Here is a 19,399-nt window from a genome sequence, read left to right on the forward strand (position 1 = left end):
CCTCCGATTACCATCTCCAGAGTTCCGGGAGTTAACTTGCCAGGCACCAAGGCGATCATTCTGGAGACGGCCAGCTGCAGCTCCGAGGATCTCGAATCTGCGTTGGAAATTCTCTCGGAGGACGAACTTCAGCGGTTTCGCGCGTTTCATTTCGATCAGGACCGGAAGGACTACGCGCTTGCACATGCGTTGCTGCGGAAAACCCTGAGTGATCTGGAACCCGGTACGGCACCGCGCGACTGGCAGTTCGCGCCAATGGCTACGGGAAAGCCGGCAGTCGCCGGTCGGTCAGACCTCGACTTCAGCCTGACGCATACACGTGGCCTGGTTGCGTGCGCCGTGACAAGGGAAGGCGTGATCGGCATTGATGCGGAAACGGATCAGCGCGCGGTCGAAGTAGACATGTTGATGCGCGACGTTTGCTCACCCGGAGAAAGACAAGAGCTGGCGAAGGTTGAAGGAGCTCACAAGACCTCCAGGTTTCTGGATTTCTGGACGCTGAAAGAGGCGTATCTGAAAGCTGTCGGCCTGGGCATTACAGCCGATCTGACCACCGTCAGCTTCACCTTGGCTGACGATCAGTGTATCGCAATTTCCGCGCCGCCCGACCTCCGCCGTCCGGCCAGTTCCTTCCAGATCAGCCGGCGTCCAGGGCACTGGCGTGTCGCGCTGGCGGTCTTTGGGGGAATAGACGCAAGGGACGTTGAAATCATCCTTTGTGAAAAGCGGAGCTTTTGAAAAGCCGCGAAATTTGTTATTTCGCGTCTACTAAAGTCGATCGACACGAGAACAAAGTTGGATAACGCACCTCGCGGCCTGTCCATCCTGGACGGTGGACGTCCGGAGCCAGTTCCTTGCAGTTGAAGAAAAATGCAACAGTATCAAGAGCATAAGTTTTCCATTGCGCCCATGATGGAGTGGACGGATCGCCACTGCCGCGCGTTTCACCGGCAACTGACGCGGCATGCGCTGCTCTATACGGAGATGGTGACGACTGGAGCGGTGATCCATGGCGACCGGCAGCATCTGCTAGGCTTTTCCGATATTGAGCACCCGGTTGCCTGTCAGTTGGGCGGATCCGATCCGAAGGACATGGCGGAAGCTGCGCGGATCGTTGCCGATTTTGGCTATGACGAGGTCAATATCAACGTCGGTTGCCCGTCCGACCGGGTTCAGTCCGGCCGCTTCGGCGCGTGCCTGATGGAAGAACCGGCATTGGTGGCGGCATGTGTCGAAGCCATGAAGGCCGCCGTCGATATTCCCGTAACCGTGAAATGCCGGATCGGTGTCGACGAACAGGACCCTGAAGCGGCGCTTGACGCCATGGCGGATGCCGTTTTTGCTGCGGGCGCAGATGCCTTGTGGGTGCACGCGCGCAAGGCCTGGCTCAAGGGACTCAGCCCAAAGGAAAACCGGGACATTCCGCCGCTCGACTATGAGCGGGTTCTGCGCCTGAAGCAGCGTCTGCCGGACAGGTTCATCGGCCTCAACGGTGGCTTGCAGACGCTGGACCAGGCGGAACCATTCCTGGAGACCCTGGATGGCCTGATGTTTGGCCGCGCTGCCTATCACACTCCGCAGATCATGGGAGAGGTCGACCGGCGGCTCTATGGCGCCAGCGGACCGGACGTCTCGCCCTGGGATGCGGTGAAGGCGCATATGGCTTATCTGGAAGAGCAATTGGGCAAGGGCGTAAAACTGGCACATATGACGCGGCACATGCTGGGCTTGTTCCACGGGCGTCCGGGGGCGAGGTCCTGGCGGCGCATTCTGACAGTGGAGGCGATCAAGCCCGGTGCTGGTCTGGAAGTGGTCGAAAAGGCGCTTGCAGCGGTCAGTCCTGCAGGAGCCGAACTGGCGGCAGCCGAGTAGGACTATCGCGCAGTTCCCGATCCGCTCAAGGCGTCATGATCAGCTTGTCGCCTTCGATGCGCCAACTGCGCAGATGATCAAGTGCGGTCATGCCGAAAAGGCTGGAATCGAGCGTCCCCTGGCGCCCGACGAAACCGCGGATGTTGCGCAGCGTGTGATCGCCGATGGTGATCGTGTCGATCTTCACCGGCGCGACCAGTGCACGGCCGTTGGCGGTGGAAACCGGTACCGAAAATGTCAGGTCTTGTGGGCGATAGCCGGCACGCAGCGCGTCTTCATAGGTCAGGACAACGGCACTGGCGCCAGTATCAAGCAGAAACTCCGCACGGGCACCGTTGATGCGTCCATCCAGTACAAAATGCCCGCCAGCATCGCGGACAATCAGAATGGTGCCGTCGGGCTGGGTCACGGCAAGTCCGGGTGCCAGTGCCCCAAGAACGCGGTAACCCGCCTGAACCAGTTCCGCCTTGTAGACATAGCCGACAACGAGCAGGGCACAGAACCCACCCCAGAAAACCGTGCCGTGCAGGATTTCGCGGGCTTTCGGCTGGCCAAACAGGAAACTGGCCAGAAAAACGAAGGCGAGTGCGGAAAGGGCAACAACCCGGGGGCCAGTGTCATCGAAATTGACATTCGCCGGGTCGGTCGGGTCACCAAAAAACGCATAGAAAGCGGCAACGGCCATGACCAGCACCAGAATGACAACCATCAGACCGCGGTAGTTTCTGGGATTGTTCATCCGCGCACTCCGGGCTCAGTGGTCGGCTGAGGCCGGTTCGCCAATTCTGCGAGGATCTGGTTGCGCTTGGCCTCACTGTAACTCGCCCAGGACGCGATTTCGTCAAGAGTGCGCAGGCAGCCTGTGCAAAGGCCTGATTTGGTGTCGATCTGGCAGATGTTGATACAAGGTGACTTCATGAAGCGCATATGGCCGCAGATTGTGGCGTTGCCAAGACTGTATTGGGCGGAAAACAGCGAATAATGACCGGATCAATAGCCGCCTGACGCATAGGTGAACGGCGCGGTGATGACCTTGATCGGCAAGGTAACTGCTGCCTGTGCCGTCGTGCCCACAAAGGACCCCAGGTCATCGCCAAGATTGGCGCCACGGTTGTGGTCGGCACCGGACCCGAGTGCGGAGCTGCCGAGTGCCTTGCGCAAGTCAGGCTGCAGCTGTGCAAGCTGTGCAAATTTCGAATGGTTCGTGCTGTCCAGCGATTCAAGCTCGGTCACATCGATAACGACAGCACCGAGTTCCGCCAGTTCCTGATCGTTGGAGAAAGCCCCGACACGTTCCTTGCCACCTGCGATGGTGCGCGAGATGCGCAGGGCCTTGTCGTCACGCGAAACGATAACGGTAAAGGGTCGGGGCATCGGGCCAATTCGCTTGAGCTGGGTCTTGAAGAGGTCGATATCGATGTCGGGCGCCGCCAGAATGATGTCGTTGACATGCTTTGCGACAAGCCGGCGGTTTTCCGGTCGTGCCTGTACCGCGGTTTCCATCAACAGCCAATTGCCCATGGAGTGGGCGAGAATGGTGATGTTGTCGGCATTGGTCTTGGCAAGTTCCACAAGCGTTTCTTCAAGGGCTCCACGAGCAATCGCGGCGCTGTTGAGGTCGTAGACGTAATCCTGAAGCTTGCCGCGTGAGGCCCAGGTAAACAGAACCGGGACGCCCTGGAACTGACTGTCGTTGACAATCTGCGCGAACCGGTAAAGCCCTTCCGGAAAGCGCGTGTTGTAGCCGTGAATGAACAGCATTATGTCGCGTTCGCCGCGCGGCAAACTGGCAAGCCTGGCGTTGACGGAACGCCGGAAGGCGGCCTTGTCGGCAATGTAGTCGGCCTTGCGCGCAACAAAGTCGGTCTTGGGGTTACCCGGCAGACTTTCGGGCCACTCGATCTGGCCGGGTTTGTGAGAAGGCGGTACCGAAATCGAGGCTTCCGCGTAATTGACCGCGGCTGAACGCTCACCGCTGAAATAGGTGTCGGGGCGGTCGTCCCGCTGGCGGGTGGTGACGATCAGGATATCATTTACCCTGGCACCAACGACCGGGTCTTCGTTGAGCGCGAGCGCTCCGACTTCCGGCCGTCCGGAACAGGCGGACAAGATGGCAAAAACGATCAACAGGGTTGCTGCGCGCAAACCTGTTGCTTCTCGTCTAACTGAATTGCCCGATACTGACATGTGAGCTATTCCCGCCACCAAGGCCTCTATCCGCTACTCACGGCACCATAAGCATCCCTGCAAGAAAGCCAAGACCAGTGAGTTGTTGAACTGCGCCTAAAACATCGCCAGTGGCTCCGCCAATCTTGGACACGGCAAGCCGACCGGTCGCATGTGCCGCGGCGATGGCGATGACAAGAGCCAGCAGCAAGGCCGGCAGGGAGAGCAGGAAGAACGCAGGCAGCATCGCGGGCAACGTCACAAGAAAAGCTTGTTGCACGGTTGACCGGGACGGCTTTCCAAAGCGAGCTCCGAGCCCTTCAGGTCTTGCAGATGGCAGGCATTGCCACTGCCAGACAAGCAGCAACCGACTGAGAGCTTCTCCGGCAAGAAAAAGCAGCGCCGCATCAGCTGGTCCGAATTTTTGCCAAAGCGCTGCAAGCAGGACGGCGCGCAGGAGTACCGAGATCATCAGGGCGAGAGCCCCAAAGGCTCCGATGCGGCTGTCCTTCATGATGTCGAGCCGTCTTTCGCGGGTTGCACCGCCGAAGAAGCCGTCGGCTACGTCGCTCAAACCATCTTCGTGAAGAGCTCCGGTCGTTGCCGCAAGAACCGCGGTCAGGAGAACCGCAACGGCCAGAAGCGGCAGTTGAGTGAAACCGAGCGCAACACCGATGCCGGCCGCGGGCAGGGCAATGATTGCACCTGCCAGAGGCGCTGCACGGGCGATCCGAACAAAGTCCGGAGGGGACATCGGGTCGTCTTCGGTGTTGACTGCAGGCAGCGGCAGCCGGGAGAAGAATCGTACGCAAGCTGCCGTGTCCGCGGCGAGTGCCTTGCCCCCGTCCAGCCAGACCTGGTGTTGATCCCGTGTTTTCCTGGACCGCGTTTCAACCTGTGAATCAGGCTCTTGGTCGGTTTCAGAGCTCATCAGGCCGGTCCCGTGCTTGAGTTTTTACCGGGCGAAGTTATAGAACAGCGGCTAAGCGAGACCAAGTGGCCACTCGACGGCCGCGAACAACCGGAACCAAAAGAACATGTCCCTCTCCGAGACCGCGCTGCCCTTTGACGATATCCGTAATCTGGTGAAATCCATGCCGGGGCCGGACGAGGATGCGCTCGCGAGGGTGAAGGCCCGGGATGCGGAGTTGACCAAACCTGCCGGTTCGCTCGGAAGGCTTGAGGAAATTGCCGAATGGCTGGCCGCCTGGTCCGGCAAGGCTCCGCCCAAGATCACGCGGCCGATGGTCGGCATCTTCGCGACCGCCCATGGGGTTGCGGATGAAGGCGTGTCCGCATTTCCGAGTGCGGTCAACCGGCAGATGGTCGAGAACTTCGCGGCTGGCGGCGCTGCAATCAACCAGATCTGCCGGGCTTACGACATCGGCCTGAAGGTGTTCGACCTGGCGGTCGACATGCCGACCCCCAGCATAACGCGGGAAGACGCGATGGACGAAGCCAATTGCGCTGCGACCATGGCATACGGCATGGAAGCGCTTGCCGGCGGGATTGACCTGATCTGTCTTGGCGAAATGGGGATCGGCAACACCACAGTCGCTGCTGCGGTTATCAATGCGCTGTTCGGCGGCAAGGCTGAAGACTGGATTGGTCGCGGCACCGGTGTTGACGACGAGGGCCTTGCCCGCAAGCGCGAAGCTGTCGAAAAAGCGGTTGCTCGATTGAACGGCGAACGTGATCCGCTGGAGATCCTGCGTCGCATCGGTGGCCGCGAGATTGCAGCCATGACCGGCCTCATCATTGCCGCACGCCTGCAGCGCGTTCCGGTGATTGTCGATGGCTTTGTCACGACGGCTGCTGCTGCTGTTGTTTATGCGATGGACCCGGCCGGTCTCGACCACTGCCTCTTCGCCCATGTTTCGGCAGAGCAGGCCCATGCGAAGGTGCTCGAGCACATGGGCAAGGATGCGCTGCTCGATTTTGGCATGCGTCTGGGTGAAGGCTCCGGTGCTGCACTCGCTGCAGGTATTGCCAAGGCCGCCGCCGAAATGCACTCCGGCATGGCCACCTTCGCAGACGCTGGTGTGTCCGAAAAAGACGACTGAAGCTCTTTTTGAAATTGAAGCGGCCTTAAACCGCTGATGCGGATCAGGCCGATCTTGCCTTGCCGGAGGGGACGCCGCTGTCCTTGTCGTTCGGGTCCACCCAGATGACATCCGGCGAATAGTTCATGATCCTGGCTCTCGGCAGGGTGACGATCACCTCCGTGCCATCGCCGGGCCTGGACTTCAGCGAGAACTTGCCGTCGTGCATGTTGATCAGCGCCTGGACGATGGACAGGCCAAGACCTGTCCCCGGTTCTGCCGTCTTGATGGCATGAGACCCTTGACCGAAAGCTTCCAGTACGGTCGGAATTTCGTCTTCCGGAATGCCGGGGCCCGTATCCTTTATCGAGACGTATTGTCCGCCATCTGACGTCGGTCCGACCTTGATCCAGACTTCGCCGTTCACCGGTGTGAACTTCACGGCGTTGGACAGGAGGTTGAGCACCACCTGACGCAGGGCTCGCTCGTCCGCCCAAACGCGCGGCAGGTCAGGCTCGTGGGTGTGGTGAAGCGAAATCGTCTTGGCCTTTGCCCGAACCTTCATCATGGTCCCGCATTCCTCGACGATATCGTCCAGGAAGATCGGTTCCTCATGCAATTCGTGCCGACCGGCCTCGATGCGGGACAGGTCGAGAATTTCGTTGATCAGGTTGAGCAGATGTTGTCCCGAGCCGTGAATGTCTTCGGCATAGGACTGGTAGTTCTTGTTGTGCATCTTGCCGAGCACTTCATCCTTCATGATTTCGGAGAATCCGAGGATGGCGTTGAGCGGTGTCCGCAGTTCATGGCTCATCGTGGCCAGGAAGCGGGACTTGGCAAGGTTGGCAGCTTCTGCGCGGCGACGTGCTTCGTCGGACATCGCGTTCGCAGTTTCCAACTCGGCGATCAGGTGATCCTTGTCGGCCCGGTATTCCAGCATGGTGTTGGCGTTCTTCAGAAGCTGGTTGCCCAGGATCAGGAAGAAACCCTGCGCGCCGATCGCCATGGCGGCGAGCGTATAGTGGATCGGGTTCACCTGCTGCAGGAAGCTGACGGTGACGATCAGTGTCATGGGCAAGGTGCTGGCAAGCAGGCATTTCGGCAGGGTGGCCGACTGCATCGTGTTCATGGCAACCACGATCAGCAGCGTCGCGAAATGAAAGATGACAAATCCGTCGCCGGATTCACTGGTCTGAGGCAGCAAAAAGAAGCTGGCCCAGCTGCAGCCGTAGACGAAGTCACCAAAGGCGAACCTGCTCCGCCAGTAGATGCGAGCTTTCTGGTCGGAAGGAGCCTTCTCGTAGGAATGGCTGGTAATCACCATCAGGAAGTGGGTGCAAAGCGTCGCCGTAAACCAGGCGCCGATGAAGAGCGGGTTGATCCACAGAACGGAGATCGCGGCAACGATCAGGGCGAGAAGGGGGACCGCGTAGGCAGCGTTGATGCGGGTGTCGGCAAACAGATGCTGCCGTTCCAGATCGAAAGACGTGTACCAGTTTTCAGGCGTACCAAGGCGGCTGCGCACATCGTTGGCCGAGCGCGCCATCTCACGACGGCGCTTGGCGCGCTGTTCGTTGATGGTGACTTTGTCGTCGCCGGTTTCTGACGCAACCGATGCCATTTGCTGCCCAAAGTTTTGATTTTGTTATCGCGCTGCCGCGTGTTTATTCAACCTGACTCACCATTCCTTAAGATCGTCCTCAAGATCGTGGTAAGGGAAGTGTTAACAGGCTGTGCCAAGGTGCAACTCATTGTCAGAAAAGACGAATTCGAAAACTCTGGACAGACTTGCCGCTGACGTGCGGTCGTGCCGGATCTGCGTCGAGAACCCTGAAAAGTCGGCGTTACCGCATGAGCCCAGACCAGTTCTGCAAGTATCTGGAACAGCAAGGCTTTGTGTCTGCGGACAAGCGCCAGGCACACGCGTTCACCAGAGCGGCAGACCGTTCACCGATCCTTCAGGTGACCGGTTGAGAAACTGGATGGGCATCGACGAGGATATTTTCTACGACGCCGGTAAACTGGCCATCGTGCCGATGGGGTTTTGTTTTCCTGGACTGGACGCAAAAGGGGGCGATCTGCCGCCGCGCACCGAATGCCGCAAGGCCTGGCATGACCGCTTGTTTGCTGCCATGCCGCAGATCAAACTGGTGCTGGTTATCGGCCAATACGCCCAAGCCTATCATCTCGGGTCAAACCGGCAGAAATCCCTTACCGAGACAGTGTCGAACTGGCGTCAGCATTTCGCTCGGCAGATGGACGGCAAACCGGCGGTCCTGCCGTTGCCGCATCCTTCCTGGCGCAACAATGCGTGGCTGAGAAAGAACCCGTGGTTTGAAACCGAGCTGCTGCCGGTTCTGAGAGGCGAGGTTCAGCGCCTTACAATGGTGCCCTAATTGCTGGAATTCGAAAATAATTCTCATTTCGGTGAGAATTGACATTTTCATTGAAACTCAGTTACGAGTTTTTATCTTCAATGAAAATGATTTCCCAACATGTTGCGGTCTGCGCGGTCGGGAATCTCTGTTGCTCCTGGCCGGATCTTGAATTCATGATTGATCGTATCGACCGTCGCATCCTGTCCATTCTCCAGGAAGATTGTACCGTTCCGGTGGCTGAAATCGGCCGCAGGGTGGGGCTGTCGACCACGCCGTGCTGGCGGCGCATCCAGAAAATGGAAGAGGACGGTGTCATCACCGGCCGCGTCGCCTTGCTGGACCCGGCAAAGGTCAATGCGAAGGTAACGGCCTTCGTCGCCATTACCACGAGCCAGCACTCCGAAGACTGGCTGAAGAAATTCGCCGATGTCATCCGGGAGTTTCCCGAAGTGGTCGAATTCTACAGGATGGCAGGTCAGGTCGATTATCTGCTGCGTGTCGCCGTGCCGGACATCGAGGCCTATGACGCCTTTTACAAGAAGCTGATTTCCCGGATCGACATTTCGGATGTCTCGACCACCTTCGCCATGGAGCAGATCAAGAACACCACGGCCTTGCCGCTCAGCTATGTGGCACCGGAAAAGCCTAAACCCGACCGGGACAAGTGAACTGGCCGGCAACACGATCCGTTCCGGCCAGCGAACCCCTGAGGTTCATTCGGTCTTCTGGTTGGTTCACGTGGGCGTTTTGGGCCAATAGGTGCCGATGCTCCAGATATTTCCTTCAGGATCCTGGCAAATGAATTCCCGGCTGCCGTAGTCCCGGTTCGTCAACCCCTCCAGGATTGTCGCCCCAGCCGCAGTGGCGCGGTCGAACAGTTTGTCGGCATTCTCCACCGCCAGGTAAATTGCCTTGCCGCAAGGGCCGTCCGGATGCCCGATGATCTTTGCAAAAGCGTCGTCGCGGGCCTGACCGACCATGATCATGGCTGATCCGAAAGCCAGCTCTGCATGCACCACAGTGCCGTGGTCGTCCCTGTACACTTCGTGTTCGACAAACCCGAATGAATCTGCGAGCCACTTGATCATGGCATTGGCATTGCCGAACCGGAAAACGGGATAAATTCTGCTTGCTTCATGAGACATGTCGTACCTCCTTTGATGAAGGAGGTGATAGCTCTTCGCGATTTTGCGGGATTGAAGTTTTGTTACCTACTAGGTGTTGGCAGTGCCATTCAGCAGCCGTGCGCGCCAGACTTCCGGTGACTGACCGGAAAACTCGGAAAAGTCCCGAATGAGATGGGCCTGATCGGCGTAACCACAATCGACCGCCAAGCCGGCCCAGTCGATGTCGAAGCAGTTCTGAGCATGTTTGAGCACCTTGCCGAAGCGGATCACCCGGGCAACCGTCTTGGGTCGAAGGCCGATATCCTTCCGAAATTTTTGTGCCAGGTGCTTTCGGCTCCAGCCAATCTCCTTAGCCAACGATGTGACTGAGACCTGGCCTCCGGTTTCAAGTAGCCGTCGCAACACATGGTCCGCCGGGGTCAGTTGAACAGTGTCTTGCCGTAGGCGTTTGATGACGTAGGCAAGGGCATGATCAAGCCGCGCATTCCAGCTTGTCAGATCCTCGATCCGGCGGACAAATTCAGCCAGTTCCGGTTCCGCGACATCGGCAAACGGCAACATCTGGTCCGTCAGCAGGTCCATTGGGAACCGGAAAAAATGACGGGCACCGATCGGTGTAAAGTTGATCTGCAGGCATTTGGCACGGCCATTTGACTGAATGAAAACCGGAGAACTGCTGAGCCCAGCCAGAAAGGTGGGACGCTCGTTTTCAGCGGTTGGATGCTGACCGAGCGCGATTTCAAACGGATCGCCGAAACTCAGGATGAGCGGAATGGTCAAGGAGGCGGTTTCAACCTGCCTGTTCGTCTGCGGGTTTCGCTCTTCGTAGCCGATGATGTCGGTGAAAAGGCTGCGCATGTCCGGCGGTGCTGTCCGGCGCCAGAAACCGGCATCAATGCCGGGGGGAACCGAGGAGGAGGGCGGTGAGGCATCTTGCGAGGTTGTCATGATCCTTCCTTGTCGGGGCAGGATAGGATCAACTCGGGTCGTGGTCACCCATAATCATTCAGTCTTTCCGGGACCCAGCGGATGTCGCGCGCGAAATCTGGCGAACTCCGCATCGGATACGGTTTTCCCGGTAAAGATCTCGATGTAGTGGGGCATGCGCTGAAGCCTGGGGCCAAGCGGCTCGCTCGGCCGATCCTTGACGATGGAGATATAGCCGATCTGCGTCAGATACATGGTGTTGGCTCTCACGTCGGCCGAGGCGTGTTCATAGCCAAAACGTTCGAACATCGCCGTAAAAGCCTCGATGCGTACACGGTCTGCTTCTTCCAGCATGGGCGTCAGGTCCGGATCCGCGTGTGCCCAGTTGCGCATCGCAAATTCCAGCCGGGAATCGAACAGTTCCGGTAGTAGCCACAAATCGAAAAGGTTCAGGATCGCCTCGGTGATTGTCTCCGCGTAATCCTCGGTCCGTTTGACCAGATTGCCGGTGTTTTTCGTTTGCCACTGGGTGATCAAGGCGTCGAGCAGGTCGTTCCGGTCTGAGAAATGGCCGTAGAAACTAGTGCGCGACAGACCGAGCCTGTCGGCCAGGGGCATCACCTTGACGGCATCAATGCCATGTTCAATCAGCGCCTGATAGGCAGCTTCGATCCAGATTTCACGTGTGCCGCGCCAACCGGACGTTTTTTCGATCAATAGGTCGCTCATGTGCTTGCGATAACAAAGCACCGGCCTGCCGGCAATGAAAATTGACACCAATGTCGACAAAAGCGACACCTATGTCGCTTTTCAGACTTTTCAAAGATGATCGGTGGGAATTAATCTTTGCAAACCTGAGGAAATCCGTGATGCGGTAGAATGCCCGGAGAGGAAAGAGATGTCGAAAGATCCGTTGTTGCAGCCCTATCAGCTGAAACATTTGACGCTGAAAAACCGGATCATGATCACGTCGCACGAGCCTGCCTATCCTGAGGATGGCATGCCGAAGGACCGGTATCGCGCCTATCACGAGGTCCGGGCAAAGGCCGGTGTCGCACTGACCATGACCGCCGGCTCCGCGGCCGTCTCTCGCAACTCGCCGCCCGTCTTCAACAATATCCTTGCCTACAAGGACGAAGTCGTGCCGTGGATCAAGCGGCTTACGGATGCCTGCCACGAACACGATTGTGCGGTGATGATCCAGCTGACCCATCTTGGTCGCCGAACACACTGGAACAAGGGGGACTGGTTACCTGCGGTTTCGTCCAGCCATGAACGTGAAGCAGCGCACCGGGCCTTTCCCAAGCAGGTCGAAGAGTGGGACATCGCCCGCATCATAGCGGACTATGCCGACGCGGCGGAACGCATGAAGGCCGGCGGGATGGATGGCATAGAGCTGCAGGCCTACGGTCACCTGATGGACCAGTTCTGGTCGCCGGTCACCAACACGCTGGATGGGCCGTACGGTGGTTCACTGGAAAACCGGATGCGCTTTTCACTCCAAGTCATCGAGGCGGTTCGGCAGAGGGTTGGTGACGACTTCATTCTGGGCATCCGTTTTACCGCGGACGAGGATTTGGACGGAGGCATCACGGAAGACGAAGGTCTTGAAATTGCCCGTCGCCTGAAGGCTACGGGACAGGTCGACTTCCTCAATGTCATTCGGGGCCACATCGACACTGATCCGGGGCTCACCGACGTGATTCCCGTTCAGGGCATGCGAAACGCCCCGCATCTGGATTTCGCCGGCCGCATCAAGAAGGAAGTCGGCATGCCGACCTTCCATGCAGCCAAGATCCCCGATGTCGCAACAGCGCGCCATGCGATCGCCGAAGGGCTTCTGGACATGGTCGGCATGACGCGGGCACATATGGCCGACCCTATGGTGGTTCGGAAAATTGCCGAAAAGCGGGAAGGGGATATACGCCCCTGTGTGGGAGCAACCTATTGTCTCGACCGCATCTATCAGGCTGGTGATGCACTTTGCATCCACAACCCGGCAACCGGTCGGGAATTGACCATGCCCCACGAGATCCCACTCGCGGACACAAAAAAGAAGGTGGTCGTCGTTGGCGCAGGGCCCGCCGGCATGGAAGCGGCGCGCGTTGCAGGCGAACGGGGGCACGATGTGATCGTGTTCGAGGCAGCGCCACATGCCGGTGGTCAGGTCCGGCTGACAGCGCAATCCGAACGTAGGCGCGAAATGATCTCCATAATCGACTGGCGAATGGACCAGTGCCTGGCGAAAGACGTGAAGTTCCGTTTCAACACTTTTGCAGAAGCAGAAGATATCACGGGAGAAAACCCGGATGTGGTGATCGTCGCAACAGGAGGCTTGCCGCATACGGAAGTCCTGAGCGAAGGCAATGATCTTGTTGTCTCTGCCTGGGATATCATTGCGGGCGACGTCAAGCCGGGCAAACGTGTACTCGTCTACGACGATGCCGGTGATCATCCCGCACTTCAGGCGGCCGAGATGATCGCAAAATCCGGCGCTCATGTGGAGATCATGACGCCAGACAGGTCCTTCGCCCCGGATGTCATGGCAATGAACCTGGTGCCTTACATGCGATCGCTGCAGGACAAGGACGTTCGTTTCACGGTCACCTACCGCCTGAAAGCTGCAAAGCGTTCCGGGAACTTGATCACCGCTGTCGTCGGAACAGACTATTCCAGCCACACGGAAGAGCGGGAATTCGACCAAATCGTCGTCAATCACGGTACAATACCGATGGATGAACTCTATTTCGAGCTGAAGCCGATGTCGAAAAACCTTGGTGCAGTTCAGCAGGAAGCGTTGATTTTTGGCCGCCCGCAGCCTCTCGAGGCCAACCCGGATGGCACATTCGCGCTTTTCCGCATCGGCGATGCGGTTGCGGCTCGCAACACCCATGCGGCAATCTATGATGCGTTACGTTTGGTCAAGGACATTTGACGTGATGCTGCACCGCACGCGGAAAATTTGGGCAGCGTCTTACATGGATAACCAAATGACGCTTTTGCGCTACGGCGGTGGGGTCGGGTGGGCCTAACGTTCCCGGCAAGGACAGGCCGGGAGACTCGGCCAAAGAGGATGTGTCACCATGTTCAGCGATGCGGAAATTCTATCACTTCTGATGGGCCGACGAGCCGGGTATTCTTTGCCCCAGGCCTTCTACACCGATGCCGACGTCTACCAGGCGGACCTGAAGAACATCTGGCAGAAGGAATGGATTTTCGCCATTCCGTCAGCCGAGCTGCCGAAGTCGGGAAATTACGTCACGCTTCAGATCGGTGATTACAACATCATCATCGTGCGTGGAGCCGACGGTGTCATTCGCTCATTCCACAATTCCTGCCGTCACCGCGGCAGCCGCATTTGTGCAGCATCCAAAGGTTCGGCGCCCAAGCTGGTCTGTCCGTACCACCAGTGGACCTACGAACTCGACGGCAAGCTTCTGTGGGCGCGCGAAATGGGGCCGGAGTTCAAGCCGGAAAACCATGGACTGAAGACCGTACACTGCGTGACCGTTTCAGGCATGGTGTTCATCTGCCTTGCTGCCGTTGCCCCCGACACCACGGAACTGGAAAAGCAGGCTGAACGCTATCTCGGCCCGCACGACCTTTCCAACCTCAAGGTTGCCCACCAGTCGACCATCGTCGAGCAGGGCAACTGGAAGCTTGTTCTGGAGAACAACCGCGAGTGCTATCACTGCTCCGGGTCGCATCCGTCGCTATGCCGGACGTTCCCGGACGATCCCAATCTCGTGGGGGGTGACGATTCAACCTCTTCCAACGTCGGCAAGGCGCATGTGGAACGCTGCGAAGGCGCAGGGCTTCCGTCCAGGTTCCTGATTTCGCCGTCCGAGCAATGGCGTTTCGTGCGCATTCCGTTCCTGGGCGATGCGGTCAGCTACACCATGGATGGCAAGGCGGCTGTTTCCAAGCGTATCGGGTCCGTGCCCTTCGACAACGCGGGGTCTTGCCTGTTCTTCCATTATCCGAACACCTGGAACCACTTCCTGTCCGACCAGGTGCTGACCTTCCGTGTTCTGCCGATCAGTCCCATGGAAACCGAGGTGACAACCACCTGGCTGGTGCACAAGGACGCTCAGGAAGGGGTCGACTACGACCTCAAGCGGCTGACGGAAGTCTGGGTCCACACCAACGATGAGGACCGTCAGATCGTTGAGGAAAACCAGATCGGCATCAAGTCGCCGGCCTATGAACCGGGGCCGTATTCTCCGGCTCAGGAAAGCGGCGTCATCCAGTTCGTCGACTGGTACTCCCGAACCCTGGAAAACGGTCTGATGGGCCGTTTCCGTGTCGCCGCGGAGTAGTACGATGATCCCGATGCCCGGACGCGATACGCCGGTCTGGTCCGACAGTGAAGTTCTGGAATGCGTGAGTGTTCTGCCCGAGGCGCCGGGGGTGAAAACCTTCACCTTCCGTCCGCCATCAGGCGCGACTTTCGTCTATCGGGCAGGCCAGTTCATCACGCTCGATCTCCCGGTGCCTGGCGGAAACGTTCAACGCACCTATACGATTTCCTCTTCGCCGGTGACCAACGCCTATATCTCCGTGACGGTAAAGGTCCAGCAGGACAGCGTCGGTACGAAATGGATGCTGGAGAACCTTGTTCCCGGCATGCAGATCAAGGCTTATGGACCGGCTGGGCTGTTCCATCTGCCGCGCAATCCGGACAACAAGTACCTGTTCATTTCAGCCGGCTCCGGCGTTACGCCCATGATGTCGATGGCGACGACGCTCTTCGAGCGCGGTGAGGATCCGGACATTTGTTTCATCCAGTGCGCAACGCGGCCTGTTGATCTGATCTTCCGCAAGCGGCTTGAGTACATGGCGAGCCGCGTGAACGGTTTGCAACTGCACTTCGTCGTCACGAAGAGCGATCCTTACGAGGTCTGGACCGGTTATCGCGGGCACTTCAACCAGCTGATGCTGGGCCTGATGTGCAACGACTATCTGGAGCGCGAAGTCTATTGCTGCGGCCCCGAAGGCTTCATGGAATCCGTACGCGAGATTCTGAACTCGCTCGGTTTCAACATGGAAAACTATTTCCAGGAAAGCTTCCAGGCGCCCGCAGAAACCAAGGCTGAACTGACAGAGTTCGATGACGTCGTACCTCAGGACGACGTGCAGGCCCAGATCGTCTTTGCCAACTCCAAGGTGTCTTCCTGGTGTTCGGAAACCGACACGGTTCTGGCAGTTGCAAAGGATGCAGGGCTCAATATCCCGTCGGGCTGTACGTTCGGTGTGTGTGGCACCTGCAAGGTGAAGAAACTCTCCGGTGAAGTTCACATGGTCCACTCTGGCGGCATCAGCGATGAAGATATCGAAGCCGGTTTCATTCTGGCCTGCTGCTCCAATCCGATCGGTACAGTCGAGGTCGATATCTGAGCCGGAGATAGTCGAGGAAATATTCAAAATTTGCGATGTATCAATGGCGCGGGCATGAAGAGCGGAGTATTCTGGTCTTCATGCTCGGGAGGACGTCGCATGTTTGAAAGTTTCAGGAAGCCGTTTCGGATTGCAATTGCATTTGTGGGCCTCGCAGTTTGCGGTACCGGAGCCGCCAGCGGCCAGTCAATTCCGGAAGGCGTTACCGCCTACCAGGTTTCAGCGGCCTTTGATGATGTGCGTTTCGATCTTGAAAATGCCATCGTCAATCATGGCCTGGTCATCGATTACGTCTCACACATAGGCGACATGCTGGATCGCACATCACAAGATGTCGGTGGTCAGAAGCAGATCTTCGTCAAGGCGCAGGCCATGTTGTTCTGCTCGGCCAATCTCTCGCGCAAGGTGATGGAGGCTGACGCTGCGAACATCGCCTATTGCCCCTATTCGGTATTCGTCTACGAAACTCCGGACCAGCCTGGCACCGTAACGGTCGGATATCGTCACCTCGGTGAAACAGGCTCTGAGGAATCCAAGGCGGCTATCGGTGAAGTGAATGCCTTGCTGGATGCCATCGCCAAGGAAGCGGCAGGTCAGTAAGTGGTCGTCCGTAACTGATCGACAGCAACATTTGACTAGATGTCTGCAGCCTTGTTGAGGCGGTTCAGAACCTTCTTGGACGAAAGCTCCCGGGCAGCCGCATTGCCGACCTTGCGGGCTGTCCGGTTTTCGGATGCTGCCAGGTCTTCGGCAAGCGCGAGAGCGGCGCCATGCAGAGGCAAGGAGCGTTTGCCGATCTGGCGGAGGGCCCAGTGCACCGCTTTCCAGACAAAGTTTCGCTCGTCCGTGGCAGCTGCGCGGATCAAGGGAAAGTCGTCCAGAAACTCGGTTTCGGGCGCTGTCTTGGCGTGGACGGCGCGCCAGGCGATCAGTGCAAAGGCGGCCCGCCGGACGAATTCGCGTTCGTCTGCGGCAAGTGCCGGAACCAGTTCATTTGAACCGGCACGACGGGCCAGAACATTCATGAGCTGATCGCACAGATCCCAGGAATTGATGTCGTTCAGCCATTGAAGGGCAAGCTCGGGTGCCAGGTGCCTGGGTGGGGTCAGAAGGATTGCCAAGAGCCGCGCTTCGTGAAAGCCGCTGGCCCAGAGTTCCCGTGCAAGGTCCGGGGAAGGGCCTATGGATCTGGCCAACGGACGCAGCACAGAGAGTGGAACGCCGAAGGCCCGATCTGTTTCGATGCCGAACCGCACCATTCCAGCACGGTTCGGCTCCGTTCCCGCTTCACGCAGATCGTTCAATACGTTTTCAAGCGTGAAGGTCGTGTCCGGGACTTGGGGCATATGGGTGCCCGTTTATGACTTGTCGGCATTTTCCAGGCGGGCAATCAGGCTGGACGTATCCCAACGTTTGCCGCCCATGGCCTGAACTTCGGCATAGAACTGATCGACCAGCGCCGTAACAGGCAGGCGGGCACCGGTATCATTTGCGGTCTTCAGGCAGATGCCGAGATCCTTGCGCATCCAGTCGACCGCAAAGCCATAGTCGAACTTGCCGGCATTCATGGTCTCCCACCGGTTTTCCATCTGCCAGGATTGGGCAGCCCCGCCTTTAATTGCGGAGATGACCTTGGCGACGTCGAGATCCGCTTTCTTGGCAAAGTGGATGGCTTCGGAAAGGCCCTGCACCAGGCCGGCAATGCAGATCTGGTTGACCATCTTGGTCAATTGCCCTGCGCCGCTTTCTCCCATCAGACCGACGAATTTTGCGAAGCATTCGATGACCGGCTTGGCCTTGTCGAAAGCATCCTGATCTCCGCCGCACATTACTGTCAGGACGCCGTTTTCGGCACCTGCCTGGCCACCGGAAACCGGAGCATCGATGAAGCCGCAGCCCTTGTCCTTGGCCGCTGCATAAAGCTCACGGGCAACTTCGGCAGACGCGGTGGTGTTGTCGACAAAAATCGCGCCTTCTTTCAATCCATGAAAGGCACCTTCTTCGCCGGTCGTCACGGAGCGCAGATCATCGTCGTTTCCGACGCAGGAAAAGACGAAGTCGCAACCTTCAGCTGCTTCCTTCGGGGTCTTGGCGAAGTTGCCGCCATATTCGGCAGCCCATTTCTCGGCCTTCGCAGTCGTGCGGTTATAGACCGTGACGTCGTGCCCACCTTTGGTTTTCAGGTATCCGGCCATCGGATATCCCATGACGCCCAGACCGATAAAAGCAACCTTTGCCATGACGACGCTCCCTTCGCATGCGAAGGCCCGGTACGAGCCGGGCCTTTAATTGAACTGGTTCATCATGGTTTTAGGCCATTTGCCTCGTGCTGTCAGCTTAGATCCAATAGGGCCCGCGCTGCCAGAGCCGCAAATGACGTTCCCCCTTCGCCGACTGGGCGTCCAGGTGCCGCTGGGTGCGCGGATCCGGACGGGTGTTGCTGGAGAACCGGGTTGCTTCCAGGAAGCTACGTGCGTAAATATCAAACATGTGCTTACATCCTCTCGCTGCGTTGTGTGAGAGTAATGTGGCTGTTTACGGTTGCTGGTGCCAGTCAGGAAGATTTTCAAAATGTAAGGTGAAATTACATATGGATTGGCGATCTCTCCCATCCCTCAACAGTCTGAGAACCTTCACTGCCGTTGCCGAGACCTGCAGTCTCTCGGCCGCGGGAAGAGAATTGAACGTCACTCACGCGGCCGTCAGTCAACAGGTCAAGGCTCTGGAGCAGTTTCTGGGGTTGAAACTGATTGTCCGTGAGGGCAGGGGCATTGCATTAACCCCTGAAGGCAAGCAGCTCTTCGAAGGTCTGAGCGAAGGCTTTGAAATCATCAGAGAGACAGTCGATGAATTGACGCGGGAAGATCTGGTCCGTCCGCTCAACATCACCATGACGCCGTCCTTTGCCATAAGTTGGCTGATGCCGCGGATCAGCGATTTCCGGCATAAGCATCCCGACATCGAACTGATGCTCAATCCGACGGCCGAAGTGGTTGAGCTCAGACCTGGCGGCGTCGACCTGGCGATCCGCTTCGGCAAGGGCAACTGGACAGGGCTTGAATCGGAACTGTTCATCCCGACGAATTTTGCGGTGATCGGTGCCAATTGCCTGATCGGAGACAAGAAGATCGAAAGCCCTGAAGATCTTCTGGAGTTTCCCTGGTTGCAGGAATACGGCACCAACGAATTGACCATCTGGCTGGAGCGCCAGGGCGTCGTGCCCAAGGGCAAGCTCAACATCACCCATTTGCCCGGCTATATGGTGCTGGAAGGTTTGCGGCGGGGCGATGGTATTTCAGCCACTGCCAAGACCTTTGTCGAACCTGAAATCGAGGCGGGTAACCTGAGGGTCCTATTTGAAGACGGCGTTTATCCGGGGACGGGATACCATCTGGTGACCCGCCCCGGTGTCAACCGTCCACCGCTCAAGGCCTTCATGAGCTGGCTCAGGGCCATGCGCGCCGAACAGCTCGCCGATTAGCCTGGGTAG

General features: G+C 58.0%; 21 protein-coding genes. 10 read left to right on the forward strand and 11 right to left on the reverse strand.

Annotation, left to right across the window (positions count from 1 at the left end):
* Positions 1-36 precede the first annotated feature (36 nt).
* On the forward strand, positions 37-738 hold the full coding sequence (locus tag ACVDG9_RS10560; protein WP_447237924.1) for a 4'-phosphopantetheinyl transferase family protein: 702 nt from the start codon (positions 37-39) through the stop codon (positions 736-738).
* Positions 739-870: 132 nt separating this feature from the next.
* Positions 871-1,872 (forward strand): tRNA dihydrouridine(20/20a) synthase DusA, encoded by a 1,002-nt coding sequence (gene dusA, locus ACVDG9_RS10565; protein ID WP_447237925.1) that lies wholly within the window; start codon positions 871-873, stop codon positions 1,870-1,872.
* A 25-nt stretch (positions 1,873-1,897) separates the two neighbouring features.
* Here dusA and ACVDG9_RS10570 read toward each other — a convergent pair whose 3' ends face one another.
* The 4 genes from ACVDG9_RS10570 to cobS form a co-directional block, all read right to left on the reverse strand.
* Positions 1,898-2,611, reverse strand: coding sequence for a retropepsin-like aspartic protease family protein (locus ACVDG9_RS10570; protein ID WP_062488963.1), 714 nt, complete (start codon positions 2,609-2,611; stop codon positions 1,898-1,900).
* The gene (locus tag ACVDG9_RS10575; RefSeq protein ID WP_055653833.1) at positions 2,608-2,799 is read right to left on the reverse strand and encodes a DUF1289 domain-containing protein; all 192 of its coding nucleotides are present in this window, start codon (positions 2,797-2,799) and stop codon (positions 2,608-2,610) included. Before ACVDG9_RS10575 ends, ACVDG9_RS10570 begins: the two co-directional genes overlap by 4 nt.
* Before the next feature lie 63 nt (positions 2,800-2,862).
* A complete protein-coding gene (locus ACVDG9_RS10580) occupies positions 2,863-4,017 on the reverse strand; it encodes an alpha/beta hydrolase (RefSeq protein ID WP_208992404.1) in 1,155 nt (384 codons plus the stop codon).
* Positions 4,018-4,096: 79 nt separating this feature from the next.
* Entirely contained in the window at positions 4,097-4,969 is an 873-nt protein-coding gene (gene cobS, locus ACVDG9_RS10585; protein WP_447237926.1) for an adenosylcobinamide-GDP ribazoletransferase, read from the reverse strand.
* Positions 4,970-5,075: 106 nt separating this feature from the next.
* Here cobS and cobT point away from each other — a divergent pair, with 106 nt between their 5' ends.
* Positions 5,076-6,101, forward strand: coding sequence for a nicotinate-nucleotide--dimethylbenzimidazole phosphoribosyltransferase (gene cobT / locus ACVDG9_RS10590; RefSeq protein WP_168693211.1), 1,026 nt, complete (start codon positions 5,076-5,078; stop codon positions 6,099-6,101).
* A gap of 43 nt (positions 6,102-6,144) precedes the next feature.
* Here cobT and ACVDG9_RS10595 read toward each other — a convergent pair whose 3' ends face one another.
* Positions 6,145-7,701: a sensor histidine kinase gene (locus ACVDG9_RS10595; protein WP_447237927.1), complete on the reverse strand. Its 1,557-nt coding sequence runs from the start codon at positions 7,699-7,701 to the stop codon at positions 6,145-6,147.
* 130 nt (positions 7,702-7,831) lie between these two features.
* On the opposite strand from ACVDG9_RS10595, the gene ACVDG9_RS10600 reads away from it, so the two are divergent.
* Together ACVDG9_RS10600 and ACVDG9_RS10605 are read left to right on the forward strand one after the other, a co-directional pair.
* Entirely contained in the window at positions 7,832-8,476 is a 645-nt protein-coding gene (locus ACVDG9_RS10600) for a uracil-DNA glycosylase family protein (protein ID WP_447237928.1), read from the forward strand.
* 158 nt (positions 8,477-8,634) lie between these two features.
* Positions 8,635-9,126, forward strand: a complete 492-nt coding sequence (locus ACVDG9_RS10605; RefSeq protein WP_031268819.1) for an Lrp/AsnC family transcriptional regulator — start codon at positions 8,635-8,637, stop codon at positions 9,124-9,126.
* A gap of 66 nt (positions 9,127-9,192) precedes the next feature.
* Here ACVDG9_RS10605 and ACVDG9_RS10610 read toward each other — a convergent pair whose 3' ends face one another.
* The 3 genes from ACVDG9_RS10610 to ACVDG9_RS10620 all read right to left on the reverse strand — a co-directional run bounded on the left by ACVDG9_RS10610 (position 9,193) and on the right by ACVDG9_RS10620 (position 11,241).
* Entirely contained in the window at positions 9,193-9,603 is a 411-nt protein-coding gene (locus ACVDG9_RS10610) for a VOC family protein (RefSeq protein WP_447237929.1), read from the reverse strand.
* A 69-nt stretch (positions 9,604-9,672) separates the two neighbouring features.
* Positions 9,673-10,533 (reverse strand): helix-turn-helix domain-containing protein, encoded by an 861-nt coding sequence (locus ACVDG9_RS10615; protein ID WP_447237930.1) that lies wholly within the window; start codon positions 10,531-10,533, stop codon positions 9,673-9,675.
* A gap of 54 nt (positions 10,534-10,587) precedes the next feature.
* Entirely contained in the window at positions 10,588-11,241 is a 654-nt protein-coding gene (locus ACVDG9_RS10620) for a TetR/AcrR family transcriptional regulator (protein WP_022999489.1), read from the reverse strand.
* A gap of 169 nt (positions 11,242-11,410) precedes the next feature.
* On the opposite strand from ACVDG9_RS10620, the gene ACVDG9_RS10625 reads away from it, so the two are divergent.
* From ACVDG9_RS10625 to ACVDG9_RS10640, 4 genes are all read left to right on the forward strand, one after another.
* On the forward strand, positions 11,411-13,447 hold the full coding sequence (locus ACVDG9_RS10625; protein ID WP_447237931.1) for an oxidoreductase: 2,037 nt from the start codon (positions 11,411-11,413) through the stop codon (positions 13,445-13,447).
* A 148-nt stretch (positions 13,448-13,595) separates the two neighbouring features.
* On the forward strand, positions 13,596-14,831 hold the full coding sequence (locus ACVDG9_RS10630) for an aromatic ring-hydroxylating oxygenase subunit alpha (protein ID WP_075283824.1): 1,236 nt from the start codon (positions 13,596-13,598) through the stop codon (positions 14,829-14,831).
* 4 nt (positions 14,832-14,835) lie between these two features.
* Positions 14,836-15,909, forward strand: coding sequence for an FAD-binding oxidoreductase (locus ACVDG9_RS10635; RefSeq protein WP_022999486.1), 1,074 nt, complete (start codon positions 14,836-14,838; stop codon positions 15,907-15,909).
* Positions 15,910-16,008: 99 nt separating this feature from the next.
* Positions 16,009-16,509: a DUF302 domain-containing protein gene (locus tag ACVDG9_RS10640; RefSeq protein ID WP_447237932.1), complete on the forward strand. Its 501-nt coding sequence runs from the start codon at positions 16,009-16,011 to the stop codon at positions 16,507-16,509.
* Between the two features lie 35 nt (positions 16,510-16,544).
* Here ACVDG9_RS10640 and ACVDG9_RS10645 read toward each other — a convergent pair whose 3' ends face one another.
* The 3 genes from ACVDG9_RS10645 to ACVDG9_RS10655 all read right to left on the reverse strand — a co-directional run bounded on the left by ACVDG9_RS10645 (position 16,545) and on the right by ACVDG9_RS10655 (position 18,399).
* Positions 16,545-17,255 (reverse strand): DNA alkylation repair protein, encoded by a 711-nt coding sequence (locus ACVDG9_RS10645; RefSeq protein ID WP_447237933.1) that lies wholly within the window; start codon positions 17,253-17,255, stop codon positions 16,545-16,547.
* A gap of 12 nt (positions 17,256-17,267) precedes the next feature.
* Positions 17,268-18,149: an NAD(P)-dependent oxidoreductase gene (locus tag ACVDG9_RS10650; protein WP_447237935.1), complete on the reverse strand. Its 882-nt coding sequence runs from the start codon at positions 18,147-18,149 to the stop codon at positions 17,268-17,270.
* Positions 18,150-18,246: 97 nt separating this feature from the next.
* The gene (locus tag ACVDG9_RS10655) at positions 18,247-18,399 is read right to left on the reverse strand and encodes a hypothetical protein (RefSeq protein ID WP_447237936.1); all 153 of its coding nucleotides are present in this window, start codon (positions 18,397-18,399) and stop codon (positions 18,247-18,249) included.
* Positions 18,400-18,499: 100 nt separating this feature from the next.
* Between ACVDG9_RS10655 and ACVDG9_RS10660 the strand changes: the two genes are divergently transcribed.
* Positions 18,500-19,390: a LysR substrate-binding domain-containing protein gene (locus ACVDG9_RS10660; RefSeq protein WP_022999481.1), complete on the forward strand. Its 891-nt coding sequence runs from the start codon at positions 18,500-18,502 to the stop codon at positions 19,388-19,390.
* The last annotated feature ends 9 nt before the right edge of the window (positions 19,391-19,399 follow it).

The organism is Roseibium sp. RP-7 (assembly GCF_053005225.1).